Raw genomic sequence first — 14795 nt, forward strand, 5'->3', positions numbered from 1 at the left:
TGGAACGCGGCTTGCCGGCACTGTTGACCAAACTGGTTTCATTTGTAACCATCGAAAGTGTAACTATCAACCGCGAACGCCGCACAAGGTGCGCAGATGGAAGTCCTCGAACTCGAAAGCTTCCTGCCCTACCGGCTCTACCGGCTTGCCGACACCGTCAGCCGAGAATTCTCGAAGATCTACCGCGACCGCCACGGCCTGACGCGGCCGGAATGGCGCACGCTTTCAGGACTGGGCCAGCGCGGCACGATGACGGCAACGGCGCTCGGCGAGCAGTCGGCAATGCACAAGACCAAGGTTTCGCGGGCGGTGGCCGAGCTCGAGCGAAGGCGTTGGCTGGTGCGGACGGCGGACGAGAACGACCGGCGTGTGGAGCACCTGGCTCTGACCAAAGCTGGGCTCGCCGCCTATCGCGAGATGGTGCCGTTAGCAAAGGCTTTTGAGAGGGAGTTGCTGGCGAGGCTTAGCGTCGGGGAACGGGCGGCGATTGTCAGTGGTGTGGCGGCGCTGGAGAGGGCGTTATCCGCCTCGTAGCGATCCTGCACACCCCCCTCTGTCCTGCCGGACATCTCCCCCGCAAGGGGGGAGATTGGCAGCTTCGAGGTTACGCCTCTCTGCAGCGTTGGTGATTGGCGAAAGCAGCGGTGACATCTAATCTCCCTCCTTGCGGGGGAGATGGCCGGCAGGCCAGAGGGGGGGCTATCCCGCCAGCGCTTCTGGATAGGGGGCGCTAAACCTCACCAATCCATTACCACCTTGCCCGAACTGCCGCTCCGCATCGCATCGAACCCGGTCTGGAAATCATCAATGCCGATGCGGTGCGTGATCAGGCCGCTGACATCCAGCGGACCCTGCACCAGCGCGATCATCTTGTACCAGGTCTCGAACATCTCGCGGCCGTAAATGCCTTTGAGATGCAGCATCTTGAAGATGACCTTGTTCCAGTCGATCTCGAAGCCGGTCGGCGCGATGCCCAGGATGGCGATCTTGCCGCCATTGTTCATGGTGTCGATCATGTCGCGGAAGGCGGGGGCTGCGCCCGACATTTCGAGGCCGACGTCAAATCCCTCGGTCATGCCCAGCGCCGGCATGACGTCGCGCAGCTTTTCCTTCGAGGCATCGACGACATGCTGGACGCCGAGTTTTTTGGCCAGCGCCAGTCGGACCGGGTTGATGTCGGTGATGACGACCTTGCGCGCGCCGACACATTGCGCCACCAGCGCGCCCATGATGCCGATCGGCCCGGCGCCGGTAACCAGCACATCCTCGCCGACCAGGTCGAAGGACAGGGCGGTGTGGACGGCATTGCCCAACGGATCGAAGATCGCGGCGATCTCGTCGGGCACATCGTCAGGGATCGGCACGACATTGTGCTGCGGGATCGCCAGATATTCGCCAAAAGCGCCGGGGCGGTTGACGCCGACGCCGAGCGTGTTGCGACAGAGATGCCCTCTGCCCGCCCGGCAGTTGCGGCAGTGGCCGCAGACGATGTGACCTTCGCCGGAGACGCGCTGGCCGACCTTGTATTCGGTGACCGCGGCACCGAAATCGGCGACCGTGCCGACGAATTCATGGCCGGTCACCATCGGCACCGGCACAGTCTTCTGCGCCCACTGGTCCCAATTGTAGATGTGCACGTCGGTGCCGCAGATCGCCGTCTTCTTGACCTTGATCAGCACATCGTTGGGGCCGATCTCCGGCACCGGCACCTCTTCCATCCAGATGCCCGGTTCGGCCTTGGCCTTCACCAGCGCCTTCATCATGTTCGACATTCTTTTGTCCCTTGAATCCCTTGATCCGGAGCAGCTTTTGGCGGCTCAGGAGATGACGCCCAGTTCCTTGCCGACTGCCGCGAATGACGCCACGGCGCGGTCGATGTCGGCGCTGGAATGCGCCGCCGACATCTGTGTGCGGATGCGCGCCTGGCCCTTCGGCACCACCGGGAAGGAAAAGCCGATGACATAGATGCCGCGCTTCAGCATCCGCGCCGCCATCTCCTGCGCCAAAGTTGCGTCGCCCAGCATCACCGGAATGATCGGATGGTCGGCCCCGGCCAAGGTAAAGCCGAGCTTACCCATTTCAGAGCGGAAGCGCGCCGCATTGGCATATAGGCGCTCGCGCAAGGCGTCGCCATTGCGGATCAGGTCGAACACCTTGATCGAAGCGCCGGCGATCGCCGGCATCAGCGTGTTGGAGAAGAGATAAGGCCGCGAACGCTGGCGCAGCCAGTCGACGACCTGGCTTTTGCCCGAGGTGTAGCCGCCCGATGCGCCGCCCAGCGCCTTGCCGAGCGTACCGGTGATGATGTCCACCCTGCCCTCGACGCCGCAATGTTCGGCTGAGCCGCGGCCGTTTTTGCCGACGAAGCCGACGGCGTGGCTGTCATCGACCATCACGATGGCATCGTATTTTTCCGCGAGATCGCATACGCCCTTCAGATTGGCGATGATGCCGTCCATGGAGAACACGCCATCGGTGGCAATCAGCCTGAAGCGGCAATCCCTGGCTTCCTTCAGCCGTGCTTCGAGGTCGGCCATGTCGTTGTTGGCGTAGCGGAAACGCTTTGCCTTCGACAGCCTGACCCCGTCGATGATCGAGGCGTGGTTCAGCGCATCGGAGATGATCGCATCCTCCTCGCCGAGCAGCGTTTCGAACAGGCCGCCATTGGCATCGAAGCAGGAGCCGTAGAGGATGGTGTCGTCCATGCCGAGAAAAGCGGAAATCGTCGCCTCGAGCTGCTTGTGCTCCTCCTGCGTGCCGCAGATGAAGCGCACCGAAGCCATGCCGTAGCCGTAGCGGTCGAGTGCTCCCTTGGCTGCCGTGCGCAATTCGGCGCTGTCGGCGAGGCCGAGATAGTTGTTGGCGCAGAAATTCAGCACCTTGTCGCCGCCGACCTCGATCTGCGCCGACTGGGTCGAGGTGATCACCCGCTCGGATTTATAGAGCCCGGCGGATTTCAGCCCGGCAAGCTCGCTGTCGATGTAGGAAAGGAATGATGCGGTCATGGTTCGGCCTTGTTCGGTTTGCAGCGGACTGTCGCGCCACGCGGGCCAAAAATCCATCGCAAAAGCGACGGCTTCGGTGGCGAGGAGAAAAGCCGGACGGCCATCGTTTGCGCGCCCGGGGGGCACGGCTGCGGAACAATGCCATCAAGTTTCACGTCACCCGTGAACACCCTGATAACCATTCCGCCAGCTTTCGTTTACTGTTGAAGCAACAGTTCCGCAGGTTTTCGGACCTGTTAACCCTTTCAAGTCAATGGTGTTCTTGTCATGAATCCGTGGCAGAACTCCGTTCGACCGAGGGTCACCTAGAATATGTCGCAGCAGCCGGCGCAAACCATCTCGGGCAAGCTCATCCTGCTGATCAAGACCGGCTACTGGCTGGCTCTATTGATCATCGCAGCCATGGTCATGGCGTCCTTCATCCTGCTGCAGCAGATGATGGCGGCGCAACAGCACAACCACACGCTGCTCGATATCGTCGGCACCCAGAAGGCGCTGTCGCAGCGCATCGTCTTCCTGGCCAGCGCCACCGGTTCTGCTTCACGCGACAAACAGACAGCCCTGGTCGCGGCACTCAAGCAGGCGACCACCGAGTTCGAGACGAATTACGATCTCCTGCTGGAGGAGACAGGGGCCGACCCGCTGTCGCCAGCCCGGTCGGATCCAAGATCGATCGAGAGTGTGCTGTACGCCAAGCCGTTCCACCTCGACTATTTCTCGGTCGGGCTTGTCGCCAATGGCCAAAGGCTGATCTCGTCCTTTGAAACCCAGCTCAGAAACAACGGCGCCTACAAGGGCGGCGGCGAGCGCGTCAACCTCGACGCCTCCGTCGCCAACGCGACGCTGTCGGGCTATGCCGCCCTTGGCCAGCGCATCAACGCCTTTGCCGACGAACGGTCGGAGAAGCTGCTCGATCTTCACCGCACCCTGTTCTACGCCACCATCGGCGTCATCGTGCTGGTCGCGCTGTTCATCTTCCGGCCGATGTCGAAGGCGATCCTGCGCAAGACGCATGAGCTTGTTGATGCCCGCAACTCCATGGCTTTCATCGCCGTGCATGACGGGCTGACCGGCCTGCACAACCGCACCTTCCTGACCGATCATTTCGAAACGCTGATCAAGGGCGCGCATCGCCGGCGCGAAAGGCTGGCGGTGATCCAGCTCGACCTCGACCGGTTCAAGCAGATCAACGACACGCTCGGCCACGCCGCCGGCGATTACGTGCTCGTCGTCACAGCGCAGCGGATGCTCGATTCCTGCCGCGCGTCGGATCTGTGCGCCCGGCTCGGCGGCGACGAATTCGTGATGATCCTCAATGGCGCCGGTGGCACCGAGGACATCAACATGCTGGCCCGGCGCATCCTCGAGCAGATCAACGAGCCGATCATGTTCCAGGGCACGACCATCCTTCCGGGCGCCAGCGCCGGCATTGCCGTCTATCCCATCGACGCCGACAATGCGGCGGATCTGCTCGTCCACGCCGACCTCGCGCTCTATTCCGCCAAGAAGCTTGGCGGCGGCAGCTTCTCGTTCTTCTCAGAGGAACTCAGGCGCGAACTCGATTACCGCAAGCAGCTCGAGCACGACATCAAGGTCGCCATTGCGGAGAGTGCCTTCCAGGTCTATTTCCAGCCGCAGGTGTCGCTGACCAATGGCGCCATTAGCGGTATCGAGGCGCTGGTGCGCTGGAAACATGCCGAGCGCGGCATGATCTCGCCGGGCGAATTCATTCCCGTCGCCGAAAAATGCGGCTTCATGCCCGGGATCGGCCGCATCGTCTTTGCCAAGGCGATCGAGCAGGCAGCCGAATGGGATCGCGCCGGGATCGAGTTCGGGCGGCTTGCCGTCAACGTGTCGGGCACCGAGCTGCGCGAGCCCGATTTCGACCGCTTCCTGTTCGCGACGCTGGAAAAGGCCGGCCTGGCGCCCCAGAAACTGTCGCTGGAGATCGTCGAATCTGTCATTCTTGACGACGAGAAGACCGGCATCGCGGCGAAGCTGAGGCACATCCGCGCTGCCGGTGTCCATCTCGAACTCGACGATTTCGGCACCGGCTATGCCTCGCTAAGCCATGTCAACCCGAACGAGATCGACCGGCTGAAGATCGACCGCCGCTTTGTCCAGAACATCAACGAGAATGGCGACAACAGCAAGATCGTGCGCGCCATCACCGAACTGGCCCGCGGCCTAGGCATCTCGATCGTCGCCGAGGGGGCGGAAACCGAAGCCGAGCTCGATTCGCTGATGGCGATCGGCTGCGACCAGGTGCAGGGCTATTCCATCGCCTTCCCGATGCCGCAGGACAAGGCGCGCGAATGGCTCCTGGCACGCAGGCCGAAGAAAGCCAAACTCAAGGTGCTGCAGGGCAATTTAGCCTAGACTTGCCACGCCGGTGCCAGTCATTTGGCTGGCGCGACATTTGCCCGAAGTGCTGCCAGCACCTCGGCGAACTCCGCCAGCCTGTCATCCGGCAATCCCGCGCGCAGCCGCTTGTCGAAGATGAGAGCCGCCGCGCGCAGTTTCAGGAACATCGCTTCGCCGGCTTGCGTCAACTCGACCAGATGAACCCGGCGGTTGTCGGGATCGCGGCGGCGCGTCAGCAGGCCTTGCGCTTCCATGGCGTTGAGATGGTGGGTCAGCGTGGCGCCCTGGATGCCGATCATGCCGGCAAGCTCGCGTTGATTGGCAAGCTCGCTCGACTTGACCGAAAGCAAGGTCAGCCATACCGGAAGCGTGCCGCCGGCCTCGACCAAAGCGCCGTCAAAAGCCTGCGCCACCAGCTTGGATGTACGCGCGAGATTCATGCCGACGGGCGGGCGGTCAAAGGGAGTCATGAGCCGACAGTAGAACAAGGCACCGAGCGAGGGAACGCGGCATTATTCATTGACATCGAATCATTCGATACCTAACTATCATGCCTGTCGATCTACCAGGCGTATTGTCCTGCATTCGGCAGGACCCGAGGGACAGGCGGCGGGCAACGAGGAAACGGTCATGCAATATGTCTACATCGTCATTATCGGCCTTCATGTCATGGCCGGCGTGTTCTGGGCCGGCACCACGATCACGCTTGCCCGCGATCCCGACATCAAGGCGGAGCGCTTCATCGTGCCGCAAATGGGCTCGGCAGGCGTGGTGTTCGTGACCGGCGGATTGCTCTGGTATTTCTTCCACGGCGCCTATTTCGGCTCGATGGAAATGGTGCTGGCGCTGGGCATCCTGGCCGCCTTCGCGGCTGCCGGCGTTCTCAGCGTCGTGGTTCGCAAGACCAGCCGGCAGCTTGCCGGCGCGGACGCCGCCACGGAGAGGGCTTTGCGCGTCAAAATGGCCGGCGGCGAGCGCATCGCCGCCTGGCTGCTGGTGCTCACCGTCCTTTGCATGGCGACCGCCAGGATGATTTGAGCCCTGCCGCGTTATCGCCCGGTTGAAGCATTCCGCATCGTATGTCGCCTGGCTCCCGCCGGTGGCGTACGCGGCGCGCAGTTCGGACGGATGTGCAAGGTGGCTCTCCGCACAGGGGTTTGGCTGCGCGCCACCCTTCGGCCGGAACGGGTTTGGTCTAGATCCGCAAGCCGAACCTGATGCCGTCATAAATGGCGGCGTGGATGTTGCGTGAGCCGACCGCGTCGCCGATGCGCAACAGCACGAAGCCGCCTTCGGGATTGCGTGAGGGGAAAATATCGCCACCACCGACCAGCCGTTCGTAGTCGACCGCGCCGCCATTCTTCGACAGCGGCTTCAGCGCGAGATAGAGATCGTCGAGCGGGGCTGTGCCATGCTCGACCACCACCTGGTCGACCCGCCTTTCGCCGCGCCAGCCATCGGCAAAGTCGGAGGCCAATTCGGCGACCAGTTGGTTGCCCTCGCGCCGCACCGAGCGCAACCTGGTGTTGATGGTGATGGTGACGCCCTTTTCCTGGAAGGCACGCATATAGGGAACGTGGTTCATGCCGCCCATTTCGGGGGCGAAGAAACGTTCCGGCGAAACCAGTTCCAGCTTTGACCCGGCATTGGCGATCAGCTCCGCCGCGCCCATGCCCTGGTGGCCGCCATTGTCGTCGAAGAGCAGCACATTTTCGGCCGGCTTGACGCTGCCGGCCATGATGTCCCAACTCGAGGTCACGAGATTATCGCCTGATGTCAGCGGCGGGTTTTGCGGCAAGCCACCTGTCGCAATCACCACCACGTCGGGCCCCAGCGCCAGCACATCGTCCTGCTCGGCCCATGTATCGTAGCGTATCTCGACACCGAGCCGGTCGAGTTCGGCCAACCGCCAGTCGATAATGCCGATCAGTTCCTTGCGGCGCGGGTTCTGCGTCGCCAGCCGAACCTGACCGCCGGCCTGGCCGGAGGCTTCGAGCACCGTGACGTTGTGGCCGCGTTCGGCCATGACGCGGGCAGCTTCCAGCCCGCCTGCCCCCGCGCCGATGACGACGACTTTCCGCTTGGGTCCTTCCGTCTTGACAATGATGTGCGGAATTTCGGCCTCGCGACCGGTCGCCGCATTGTGGACGCACAGCGCCTCGCCGCCTTCATAGATGCGGTCGAGGCAGTAGGTGGCGCCGACGCAGGGGCGTATCTCGTGCTCGCGGCCTTCCATCACCTTCTTGATGATGTGCGGATCGGCGATATGGGCGCGGGTCATGCCGACCATGTCGAGCTTGCCAGTGGCGATGGCATGGCGCGCGGTGGCGACATCGGAAATGCGCGCCGCATGGAAGGTCGGAAATTTCGTCGCCGCCCTCACCTCGCCGGCGAAATCGAGATGCGGAGAAGAGCGCATGCCGGTCACCGGGATGACCTTGGTGAGCGCCGCGTCGGTCTCGATCGAGCCGCGTATGATGTTGAGGAAATCGACCTTGCCGGAATTGGCGAGCCGCCTGGCGATCTCGATGCCTTCTTCCTTAGACAGGCCTTTCTCAAAATCCTCGTCGGCGACCATGCGGATGCCGACGACGAATTCCTCGCCGACCGCCGCCCGTACTGCATCCAGCACCATGTCGGTGAAGCGCAGCCGGTTGTCGAGGGAACCGCCGAACTCGTCGTCGCGATGATTGGTGGCCGGCGACCAGAAGCCGTCCATCAAATGGCCGTAGGATTCGAGCTCGATGCCATCGAGGCCGGCGGCCTGGCAGCGCTGCGCGGCGGACGCATAGTCGGCGACGATGCGCTTGATGTCCCAGTCCTCGATGGTTTTGGGAAAGGCGCGGTGCGCAGGCTCGCGCACCGGCGAGGCCGACAGCACCGGCAGCCAGTCGGCCTTGTTCCAGCCGGTGCGGCGGCCGAGATGGGTGATCTGGATCATCACCTTGCAGTCATGTTCGTGGCAGGCGTCCGCCAGTTCGGCCAGCCATGGCACGATGCGGTCGTCATAGACATGGAGATTGCCGAAGGCGGCCGGGCTGTCGCGCGAGACGATGGCCGAGCCGGCGGTCATGGTCAGCGCCATGCCGCCCTTGGCCTTCTCGGCGTGGTAGAGCCGATAGCGCTGCTTCGGCATGCCGCCTTCCGAATAGGCCGGCTCATGGCTGGTCGACATCACCCGGTTCTTCAGCGTCAGATGTTTGAGCTGATAGGGCTGGAGAAGCGGATCGTTGGAGGTCATCGTCTTCCTGCTTTTTCAAATTGTGCTAATGAGCGCGGAAAATCCAAGGAAACCGCCATGATCGACACCAAAACCCTCACCCAGCTCGGCACCCAGGTCGAGACGCCACAGAGCCCTGAAGCAGCGGTCCTGGAGACCGTGCCGTTCCAGCGCGGCGACGGGCCGCCCGCGATCGTGCGCTTCACCTGTCCGGAATTCACCTCGCTCTGCCCGGTCACCGGCCAGCCGGACTTCGCCCACATCGTCATCGATTACGCGCCCGATGCCGCCCTTGTGGAATCGAAGTCGCTCAAACTGTTCATGACCTCGTTTCGCAACCATGGCGCTTTCCATGAAGACTGCACCGTGATGATCGGTCGCCGCATTGTGGCGGCGACCAAACCGCTGTGGTTGCGCATAGGCGGCTATTGGTATCCACGCGGCGGCATTCCGATCGACGTGTTCTGGCAAACCGGCGCGCCGCCCGAAGGCGCCTGGCTGCCCGACACCGGCGTCGCGCCCTATCGCGGAAGGGGTTGAATTCTCACGCTTAATGTCGGCGGGACAGCGCCCCCCTCTGTCCTGCCGGACATCTGCCCCACTTGGGGGGAGATTGGCTGGCGCAACGGTCTTCACCAATCTCAGACGTGGCAGAACGAGCGGGGCAGCGAAACTGCTGATCTCCCCACCCGTGGGGGAGATGTCCGGCAGGACAGAGGGGGGCGCGATGGATCGCCGACTTTGACCATCCATCATTCGCATTGATACTGGCTGAGCGCCCATTCGCCGGTCACCGAGAGCAGGTCGGATATCTTCCAGGCGCCGTCGACCTTCTTCAGCTTCCACTCCAGCCGGTGCTGATTGCCTTCGACGACGAAGGCGACCACAACCTTGGCCTGATCACCATTGACGGCCTCGATGCTCTTCAGGCTCTTGTCGATTGCAAGCTTGTCGTAATCGGCATTGTCGAGCGCCATGTTGGGGTCGAGGCATTCGCCCTGCCCCGACGCCCGCAGCGCATCGCTCTTGTCGAGCACGGTCTTGGCCGGATCGACGAAGTTCTTGCGCTGGGTTGGATCGAGCTCCAGCCCGAGATGTTCGTAGAACGGCTTGACGACTGCCGTCGGCGAGCCCGGCAGGACCGGCGCGGCCGGCTCGGATGGCGGCCAAGCCAGGGGTGGCGTCGCCGGCTCCACTGCATTGCCAGGTGGATTTGCAGGCTGTGCGCCGTCCGGCACTGTCTCGGCCGGTGCATTTGCCGGTGGCGGACCGAGCAGCCCTTGAGCGGCGGCTGTGTTCAATCCTGCCAGCAGCATCAATAGAGTCGACAACGCCAAAGCGAGACAGCGCGTCGCCATCACTCCGGCGCTTTGTCGGGCATGCATTCGAGCGCGCTCAGCGTCCAGTTGCTGGTCTTGGAGGCGATGTCGGCGACCTTCCATTTGCCGTCGATTTTCTTCAGCGACCACAGCATTTCACGTCTGGACTCATCGCTTTCCGCAAAAAGGCTGAACGTCGCCGTCACCTCGGCCGTATCGCCGTTGACGGCCTCTGCCAGCTTCAATGTCTTGGCAATCGTCTTCTGGTCGAAATCCTGCGCGTCGAGACCAGGATCGAAGTCGAGGCAGGCGACCTCATCGGGCTTGTTCTTCTGCGCCTGGTCGTTGAGATCGAAGAGTTTCGTCACCGGCTCGGTGAAGCGGTCGCGGTATTTGGCGTCCCCTTCGAATTTCACTTCAGGCACATAAAAGAACTTCACGGCGTTCGAAGCCGGCCCGGCAAGTGCTGCGGCGGGCAAGGCAATCGAAAGGGCAGCGGCCAGCACTATCGGTTTCATGCAGGACTCTCCGGATGTTCGGCGGCAAGGTGGCAATACCACACATCCTGCATATCGGCTTTTTTGCGGCTCATGAAGTCCTGGCGCGCACCGTCTCAGCCGTCCAGCCAGACGTTTTGCAGGTCCATCTCGAAGGTCTGGTGGACGCCGTAGTTCTTCACCTTCTTGTTCATGTGGCTGTAGAGCTTCTGCCAAAAGGGCTGAATGATGACACCGGAATCCTGCAGGATCTGCTCGACATCCTTCATCACTTCGCGCCGCTTCTCGACGTCGATGAGCGAAAGCGCCTGCTTCAGCTTGGCGTCAAAATCCGGATTGGAATAGGCGGATTCATTCCAGGCTTCGCCGGTGCGGTAGCCGAGCGCCAGCACCTGGACGCCGAGCGGGCGCATGTACCAGATGGTCATCGAGTAAGGGTATTTCGTCCAGTCGTTCCAGAAGGTCGAGCCCGGCAGCACGGTGCGCTTCACCTTGATGCCGGCATCCCGCAACTGCCCGGCAATCGCGTCGCCGGTGTTCTTCTGCCAGTCGTCCTCGATGGTGATCAGTTCGTGCTCGAAATCGGCCTGGCCGGCGTCGGCCATCAGCTTCTTGGCGCCGGCGGCGTCGCGCGCCTTCTTGGGCAGCGCAAAATACTCCGGATGGATCGGGCTGACATGGTGATTCTCACCGACGGTGCCGCGCCCGGCATAGCCGAGTTCCAGCACCGCCTGGTTGTCGACCGCCATCTGCAGCGCGTTGCGCACACGCTGGTCGTCATAGGGCTTGTGCGTGACGTTGGTGCGCGCAACCAGCGTGGTTGCCGTTGCGACCTCCGACTTCTGCAGCCCCATCTTGTCGAGGATATCGATGAAGTCGGCCGGCGATTCGAAGTTTAGGTCGATCTCACCGGATTCGAATGCGTTGACCGAAGCGTTGAAGTCGGTGCCGTAGTCGATGAATTCGACACTATCGAGCGGCGCTTCGCCGCCCCACCATTTGCCGTTCTCGCGGCGCTTCACCACCGCCTTCTGGCCGACATCGTAGGAGACCAGTTCGAACGGCCCTGTACCGATCGGCTTCTTGACCGGGTCGGCGCCGTCGGCATCGAAACTGCGGTGGACGACGAGTGCGGGATAGTCGGTGAAGTTCGGGATCAGCGAGATGTCGGGCTCGGCAAGCGTCAGTTTGACCGAGAAGTCGTCGACCTTGGTGATTGCGCCGTCCCTCGCCTTGCCGGTCTTGGCGTCGATCAGCGCACCGACGCGGGCGGCCATGGAATTGCCGGCGACGCCTTTTTCGCACCAGCGCGTCACATTGAAGACCACGTCATCGGCATTGAAAGCGTCGCCATTGTTCCAGGTGATGCCCTTGCGCACATGCAGCGTGTATTCGGTGGCGTCGTCATTGACGTCCCAGCTTTCGAGCAGCACCGGCTCGAATGTGAATTCCCTGGTGTAGCGGACCAGAGGCTCCAGCCAGGTGCGCGAGATGTTGGCGAGTTCCACCCAGTCATAGGTGCGCGGGTCTTTCTGCGCCTTGACCGACATCGATATGTGCAGCGTGCCGCCCTTCTTCGGCTCCTCGGCAAAAGCCTGTCCCGGCGCGGCGAGGCCGATCATGCCATAGGCAAGTGCCGTCGACGCGCCGAAGGCACTGGCCAGCGCCAGGAACTCGCGCCGGTCCATGCGGCCCGCACGCGTCTCCTGCGCCATCGCCTCGATGGTATCAGGTACGCGATCGCCATTGCTTCTGAACAGTGTCATGTCTTCCTCCCTTGCGGTTCCCGTCGGGTCTTTGCCCGTTATGAATTCACGCAGCTGTTCTTGTCAGCTGACGCTGTCGGGCAGCCTGTCCTCGCGCTGCGCGATAAAATCCTTGAGCCCTTCGGCGATGCCCTCATCGAGCTTCGGCTCCTCATAATCGGCAAGCATGTTGCGGGCTTTCTCGCGGCCGCGCGTGTCGTGGTCCTTGGCGCCTTCGGCCTTCCACTGTTCGTAGGAGTTGAAGTCCATGATCGAGGGCATGAAGAAAGCGGACTCGAAATGCTCGAGCGTGTGCTGGGTGCCGAGGAAATGCCCCTGCGGCCCCACCTCGCGGATCGCCGCCATCGCCTCCTTGAAGTCGTCGAACGGCAGGCCGCCGGCATATTTGTACCAGCCGACAAGCTGCTCGCAGTCGGTGGCGAATTTCGAATAGCCGCAGGTGAGCCCCGCCTCCAGCCAACCGGCGGAGTGCCAGATGTAGTTGGCGCCAGCGAGGATCGCGGCATGCATCAGCATGTTGGATTCGTAGCCTGCCTGGGCGTCGTTGAGCTTGGAGCCGACATGGAAGCCGGAGGTGCGCCAGGGCAGTTTGTATTTCCGCGCCAGCGCGCCCATCAGATACATCATCTGGGCCGCTTCCGGGGTGCCGCCCATCGGCGCGCCGGTCTTCATGTCGACGGTCACCATGAACTGGCCATAGATCTGCGGCGAACCCGGGCGGATGAGCTGGGTGAAGGCGACACCGGCCAGCGCTTCGGCATTGACCTGCGCCACCGCGCCGACGGCCGACGCCGAGGTCGAGGCGCCGCACAGCGCGAAGGGCGCCAGGATCAGCGGTTGGTTGTGCCGCGCATAGACTTTCATCGCGTCCAGCATGGTGGCGTCCCACACCAGCGGCGAGTTGCAGTTGGTGATCGACACCAGCACCGGGTTTTCGCGGACGTACTCTTCGCCGAAGACGATGCCAGCCATCGCCATCGTGTCCTCGGCCCGCTCCTTCGAGGTGACGACGCCCATGAACGGCTTGTCGGAGTGTTTCAGCGCCGAATGGATGATGTGGAGATGCCGTTTCGGCACGGCGATTTCCATCGGCTCGCAGATGATCGAGCTCGACGAATGCAGCGCCGGCGCCATGTAGGCGAGCTTGTGGAAATTGTTGAGGTCGGCAAGCGTGCCGTAGCGCCGGTTGTTGTCGAGGTCGCGCACATAGGGCGCGCCATACATCGGCACGAAGACCGAGTTCTTGCCGCCGACGCGCACGGTGCGTTCGGGATTGCGCGCGTTGAGCGTGAACTCGGAAGGAACCTTCGAGACCAGTTCCATCAGGAGGGCGCGGTCGATGCGGACACGTGTTTCCGAGACATCGGCGCCTGCCGCCTTCCACATGGCAATGGCTTCGTCGTCGCGGAACTCGCATCCGACCTCTTCGAGGATGGCGAGCGATTCCTGGTGGATCAGTTCCACCGCCTCATCCGGGACCATCTGATAGGCAGGGATCTGGCGGACCAGGGTCGGGAACGAGGTGACGGGTGCGCTCCTCAGCGCCTTACGCCCCAGGCGACCGCCGCCCCGGCGGTGGGTTTGCTCGGTCAGTTCAGCGGCCGGTGCGTTCATGGAACCTCCCTTGCGTCCTGTCCAGCCAAGGTAGCGAGACGAAATATGGATGTGACGCTGGAAAATCCTGATCTCTTGTATAAGCTCAGCTTATGCGAAGCCTGCGCCACCTCCTGCCGTCGGCCGGCAGCCTGATCGTCTTCGAGGCGGCGGGCCGGTTGTCGAGCTTCACCGCCGCCGGGCGTGAGCTCGGCATGACGCAGGCCGCCGTCTCCTACGCGGTGCGCGGTCTGGAGGAACAGCTCGGCGCCCAGTTGTTCCAGCGCCGCCATCGGCAGGTCATCCTGACGGAGGCCGGCGAGCGTTTCCACGCCGATGTCTCTCTGGGCTTGTCGCATATCCGCAAATCGGCAGAGGACCTTCGCCTGCAGGTGACCGGCGGCCATGTGACGGTTGCGGCATCGACGGCTTTCGGCTCGTTCTGGATGATGCCCCGCCTGCAGCAGTTCCGCGACGAACTGCCCGGTATCGATCTGCGCATCCAGACAGCCGACCGCGACCTCGACATCATCGCCGAAGGCATTCCGCTTGGCGTGCGCGGCGGCCTGCCGAAGCAATGGGCGGACTATCATTCGCTGCCTTTGGCCGCCGAGGAGATCTTCCCGGTCGCTGGGCCCAGCTATCTCGCAAAGTTCGGCCTGCCGGCGACCGTCGCCGAACTGGCCACGCACCGACTCATCCATCTGGAAGAGCCCTATCGCGAGGCCGCCAACTGGGACGAATGGTTTCAGTCGGCCGGCGCCAGCCTTAGCGATGCTGGTCGCGGCCTGCGCATCAACGACTATGCGCTGGTGATCCAGGCGGTCATGGAAGGACAAGGCATTGCGCTCGGTTGGCGGCATCTGGTCGAGCGGCTGGTGGCATCGGGTCTGCTGGTACCGGTGACGGATCATGTGCTCAAGACCGGCAACGTGTTTTACGTGATCTGGCCGAAGAACCGCGAGCTGAGCGAGAATGCGCGAAAGGTCAGGGATTGGCTGGCGGCGCAGGCTTGAGGCTAACACCGACCG

The 14795-nt window shown here is 62.8% G+C and carries 13 protein-coding genes; 5 read left to right on the top strand and 8 right to left on the bottom strand.

Going from position 1 to position 14795, the window contains the following annotated elements; translation table 11 throughout:
* Positions 1 to 96: 96 nt before the first annotated feature.
* Positions 97 to 534, top strand: coding sequence for a MarR family winged helix-turn-helix transcriptional regulator (locus ACWGTI_RS23990; protein WP_454589414.1), 438 nt, complete (start codon positions 97 to 99; stop codon positions 532 to 534).
* Positions 535 to 737: 203 nt separating this feature from the next.
* Here ACWGTI_RS23990 and tdh read toward each other — a convergent pair whose 3' ends face one another.
* Positions 738 to 1772, bottom strand: a complete 1035-nt coding sequence (gene tdh, locus ACWGTI_RS23995) for an L-threonine 3-dehydrogenase (RefSeq protein WP_023672918.1) — start codon at positions 1770 to 1772, stop codon at positions 738 to 740.
* 45 nt (positions 1773 to 1817) lie between these two features.
* Positions 1818 to 3005, bottom strand: a complete 1188-nt coding sequence (locus ACWGTI_RS24000; RefSeq protein WP_454589415.1) for a glycine C-acetyltransferase — start codon at positions 3003 to 3005, stop codon at positions 1818 to 1820.
* Positions 3006 to 3317: 312 nt separating this feature from the next.
* Here ACWGTI_RS24000 and ACWGTI_RS24005 point away from each other — a divergent pair, with 312 nt between their 5' ends.
* Positions 3318 to 5384, top strand: coding sequence for a putative bifunctional diguanylate cyclase/phosphodiesterase (locus ACWGTI_RS24005; protein ID WP_454589416.1), 2067 nt, complete (start codon positions 3318 to 3320; stop codon positions 5382 to 5384).
* Between the two features lie 20 nt (positions 5385 to 5404).
* Here the strand turns inward: ACWGTI_RS24005 and ACWGTI_RS24010 are convergent, their stop codons facing one another.
* Positions 5405 to 5809 (bottom strand): MarR family winged helix-turn-helix transcriptional regulator, encoded by a 405-nt coding sequence (locus tag ACWGTI_RS24010; RefSeq protein WP_454589417.1) that lies wholly within the window; start codon positions 5807 to 5809, stop codon positions 5405 to 5407.
* Between the two features lie 190 nt (positions 5810 to 5999).
* On the opposite strand from ACWGTI_RS24010, the gene ACWGTI_RS24015 reads away from it, so the two are divergent.
* Complete coding sequence (locus ACWGTI_RS24015; protein ID WP_454589418.1) at positions 6000 to 6407, top strand: hypothetical protein; 408 nt, start codon at positions 6000 to 6002, stop codon at positions 6405 to 6407.
* 157 nt (positions 6408 to 6564) lie between these two features.
* Here the strand turns inward: ACWGTI_RS24015 and ACWGTI_RS24020 are convergent, their stop codons facing one another.
* Complete coding sequence (locus ACWGTI_RS24020; RefSeq protein ID WP_454589419.1) at positions 6565 to 8610, bottom strand: oxidoreductase; 2046 nt, start codon at positions 8608 to 8610, stop codon at positions 6565 to 6567.
* A gap of 57 nt (positions 8611 to 8667) precedes the next feature.
* On the opposite strand from ACWGTI_RS24020, the gene queF reads away from it, so the two are divergent.
* Positions 8668 to 9129, top strand: coding sequence for a preQ(1) synthase (queF, locus tag ACWGTI_RS24025; protein WP_454589420.1), 462 nt, complete (start codon positions 8668 to 8670; stop codon positions 9127 to 9129).
* 212 nt (positions 9130 to 9341) lie between these two features.
* Here the strand turns inward: queF and ACWGTI_RS24030 are convergent, their stop codons facing one another.
* From ACWGTI_RS24030 to ACWGTI_RS24045, 4 genes are all read right to left on the bottom strand, one after another.
* Positions 9342 to 9947 (bottom strand): hypothetical protein, encoded by a 606-nt coding sequence (locus tag ACWGTI_RS24030; RefSeq protein ID WP_454589421.1) that lies wholly within the window; start codon positions 9945 to 9947, stop codon positions 9342 to 9344.
* A complete protein-coding gene (locus ACWGTI_RS24035; protein WP_454589422.1) occupies positions 9947 to 10426 on the bottom strand; it encodes a DUF3828 domain-containing protein in 480 nt (159 codons plus the stop codon). The genes ACWGTI_RS24030 and ACWGTI_RS24035 overlap by 1 nt, the downstream gene beginning before the upstream one ends.
* A 95-nt stretch (positions 10427 to 10521) precedes the next feature.
* On the bottom strand, positions 10522 to 12171 hold the full coding sequence (locus tag ACWGTI_RS24040; protein ID WP_454589423.1) for an ABC transporter substrate-binding protein: 1650 nt from the start codon (positions 12169 to 12171) through the stop codon (positions 10522 to 10524).
* A 63-nt stretch (positions 12172 to 12234) separates the two neighbouring features.
* Positions 12235 to 13785: a trimethylamine methyltransferase family protein gene (locus tag ACWGTI_RS24045; protein ID WP_454589424.1), complete on the bottom strand. Its 1551-nt coding sequence runs from the start codon at positions 13783 to 13785 to the stop codon at positions 12235 to 12237.
* 92 nt (positions 13786 to 13877) lie between these two features.
* Here ACWGTI_RS24045 and ACWGTI_RS24050 point away from each other — a divergent pair, with 92 nt between their 5' ends.
* Positions 13878 to 14780: a LysR substrate-binding domain-containing protein gene (locus tag ACWGTI_RS24050; RefSeq protein WP_454589425.1), complete on the top strand. Its 903-nt coding sequence runs from the start codon at positions 13878 to 13880 to the stop codon at positions 14778 to 14780.
* The last annotated feature ends 15 nt before the right edge of the window (positions 14781 to 14795 follow it).

The organism is Mesorhizobium sp. ArgA1 (genome assembly GCF_053714375.1).

What these genes read in the sequence shown, in the direction of transcription:
- ACWGTI_RS24050 (WP_454589425.1), top strand. Translation starts at nt 13,878, where the DNA reads ATGCGAAGCCTGCGCCACCTCCTGCCGTCGGCCGGCAGCCTGATCGTC.
- ACWGTI_RS24020 (WP_454589419.1), bottom strand. Translation starts at nt 8,610, where the DNA reads ATGACCTCCAACGATCCGCTTCTCCAGCCCTATCAGCTCAAACATCTG.
- ACWGTI_RS24040 (WP_454589423.1), bottom strand. Translation starts at nt 12,171, where the DNA reads ATGACACTGTTCAGAAGCAATGGCGATCGCGTACCTGATACCATCGAG.
- ACWGTI_RS23990 (WP_454589414.1), top strand. Translation starts at nt 97, where the DNA reads ATGGAAGTCCTCGAACTCGAAAGCTTCCTGCCCTACCGGCTCTACCGG.
- ACWGTI_RS24005 (WP_454589416.1), top strand. Translation starts at nt 3,318, where the DNA reads ATGTCGCAGCAGCCGGCGCAAACCATCTCGGGCAAGCTCATCCTGCTG.
- ACWGTI_RS24035 (WP_454589422.1), bottom strand. Translation starts at nt 10,426, where the DNA reads ATGAAACCGATAGTGCTGGCCGCTGCCCTTTCGATTGCCTTGCCCGCC.
- ACWGTI_RS24045 (WP_454589424.1), bottom strand. Translation starts at nt 13,785, where the DNA reads ATGAACGCACCGGCCGCTGAACTGACCGAGCAAACCCACCGCCGGGGC.
- ACWGTI_RS24015 (WP_454589418.1), top strand. Translation starts at nt 6,000, where the DNA reads ATGCAATATGTCTACATCGTCATTATCGGCCTTCATGTCATGGCCGGC.
- ACWGTI_RS24030 (WP_454589421.1), bottom strand. Translation starts at nt 9,947, where the DNA reads ATGGCGACGCGCTGTCTCGCTTTGGCGTTGTCGACTCTATTGATGCTG.
- ACWGTI_RS24010 (WP_454589417.1), bottom strand. Translation starts at nt 5,809, where the DNA reads ATGAATCTCGCGCGTACATCCAAGCTGGTGGCGCAGGCTTTTGACGGC.
- ACWGTI_RS24000 (WP_454589415.1), bottom strand. Translation starts at nt 3,005, where the DNA reads ATGACCGCATCATTCCTTTCCTACATCGACAGCGAGCTTGCCGGGCTG.
- tdh (WP_023672918.1), bottom strand. Translation starts at nt 1,772, where the DNA reads ATGTCGAACATGATGAAGGCGCTGGTGAAGGCCAAGGCCGAACCGGGC.
- queF (WP_454589420.1), top strand. Translation starts at nt 8,668, where the DNA reads ATGATCGACACCAAAACCCTCACCCAGCTCGGCACCCAGGTCGAGACG.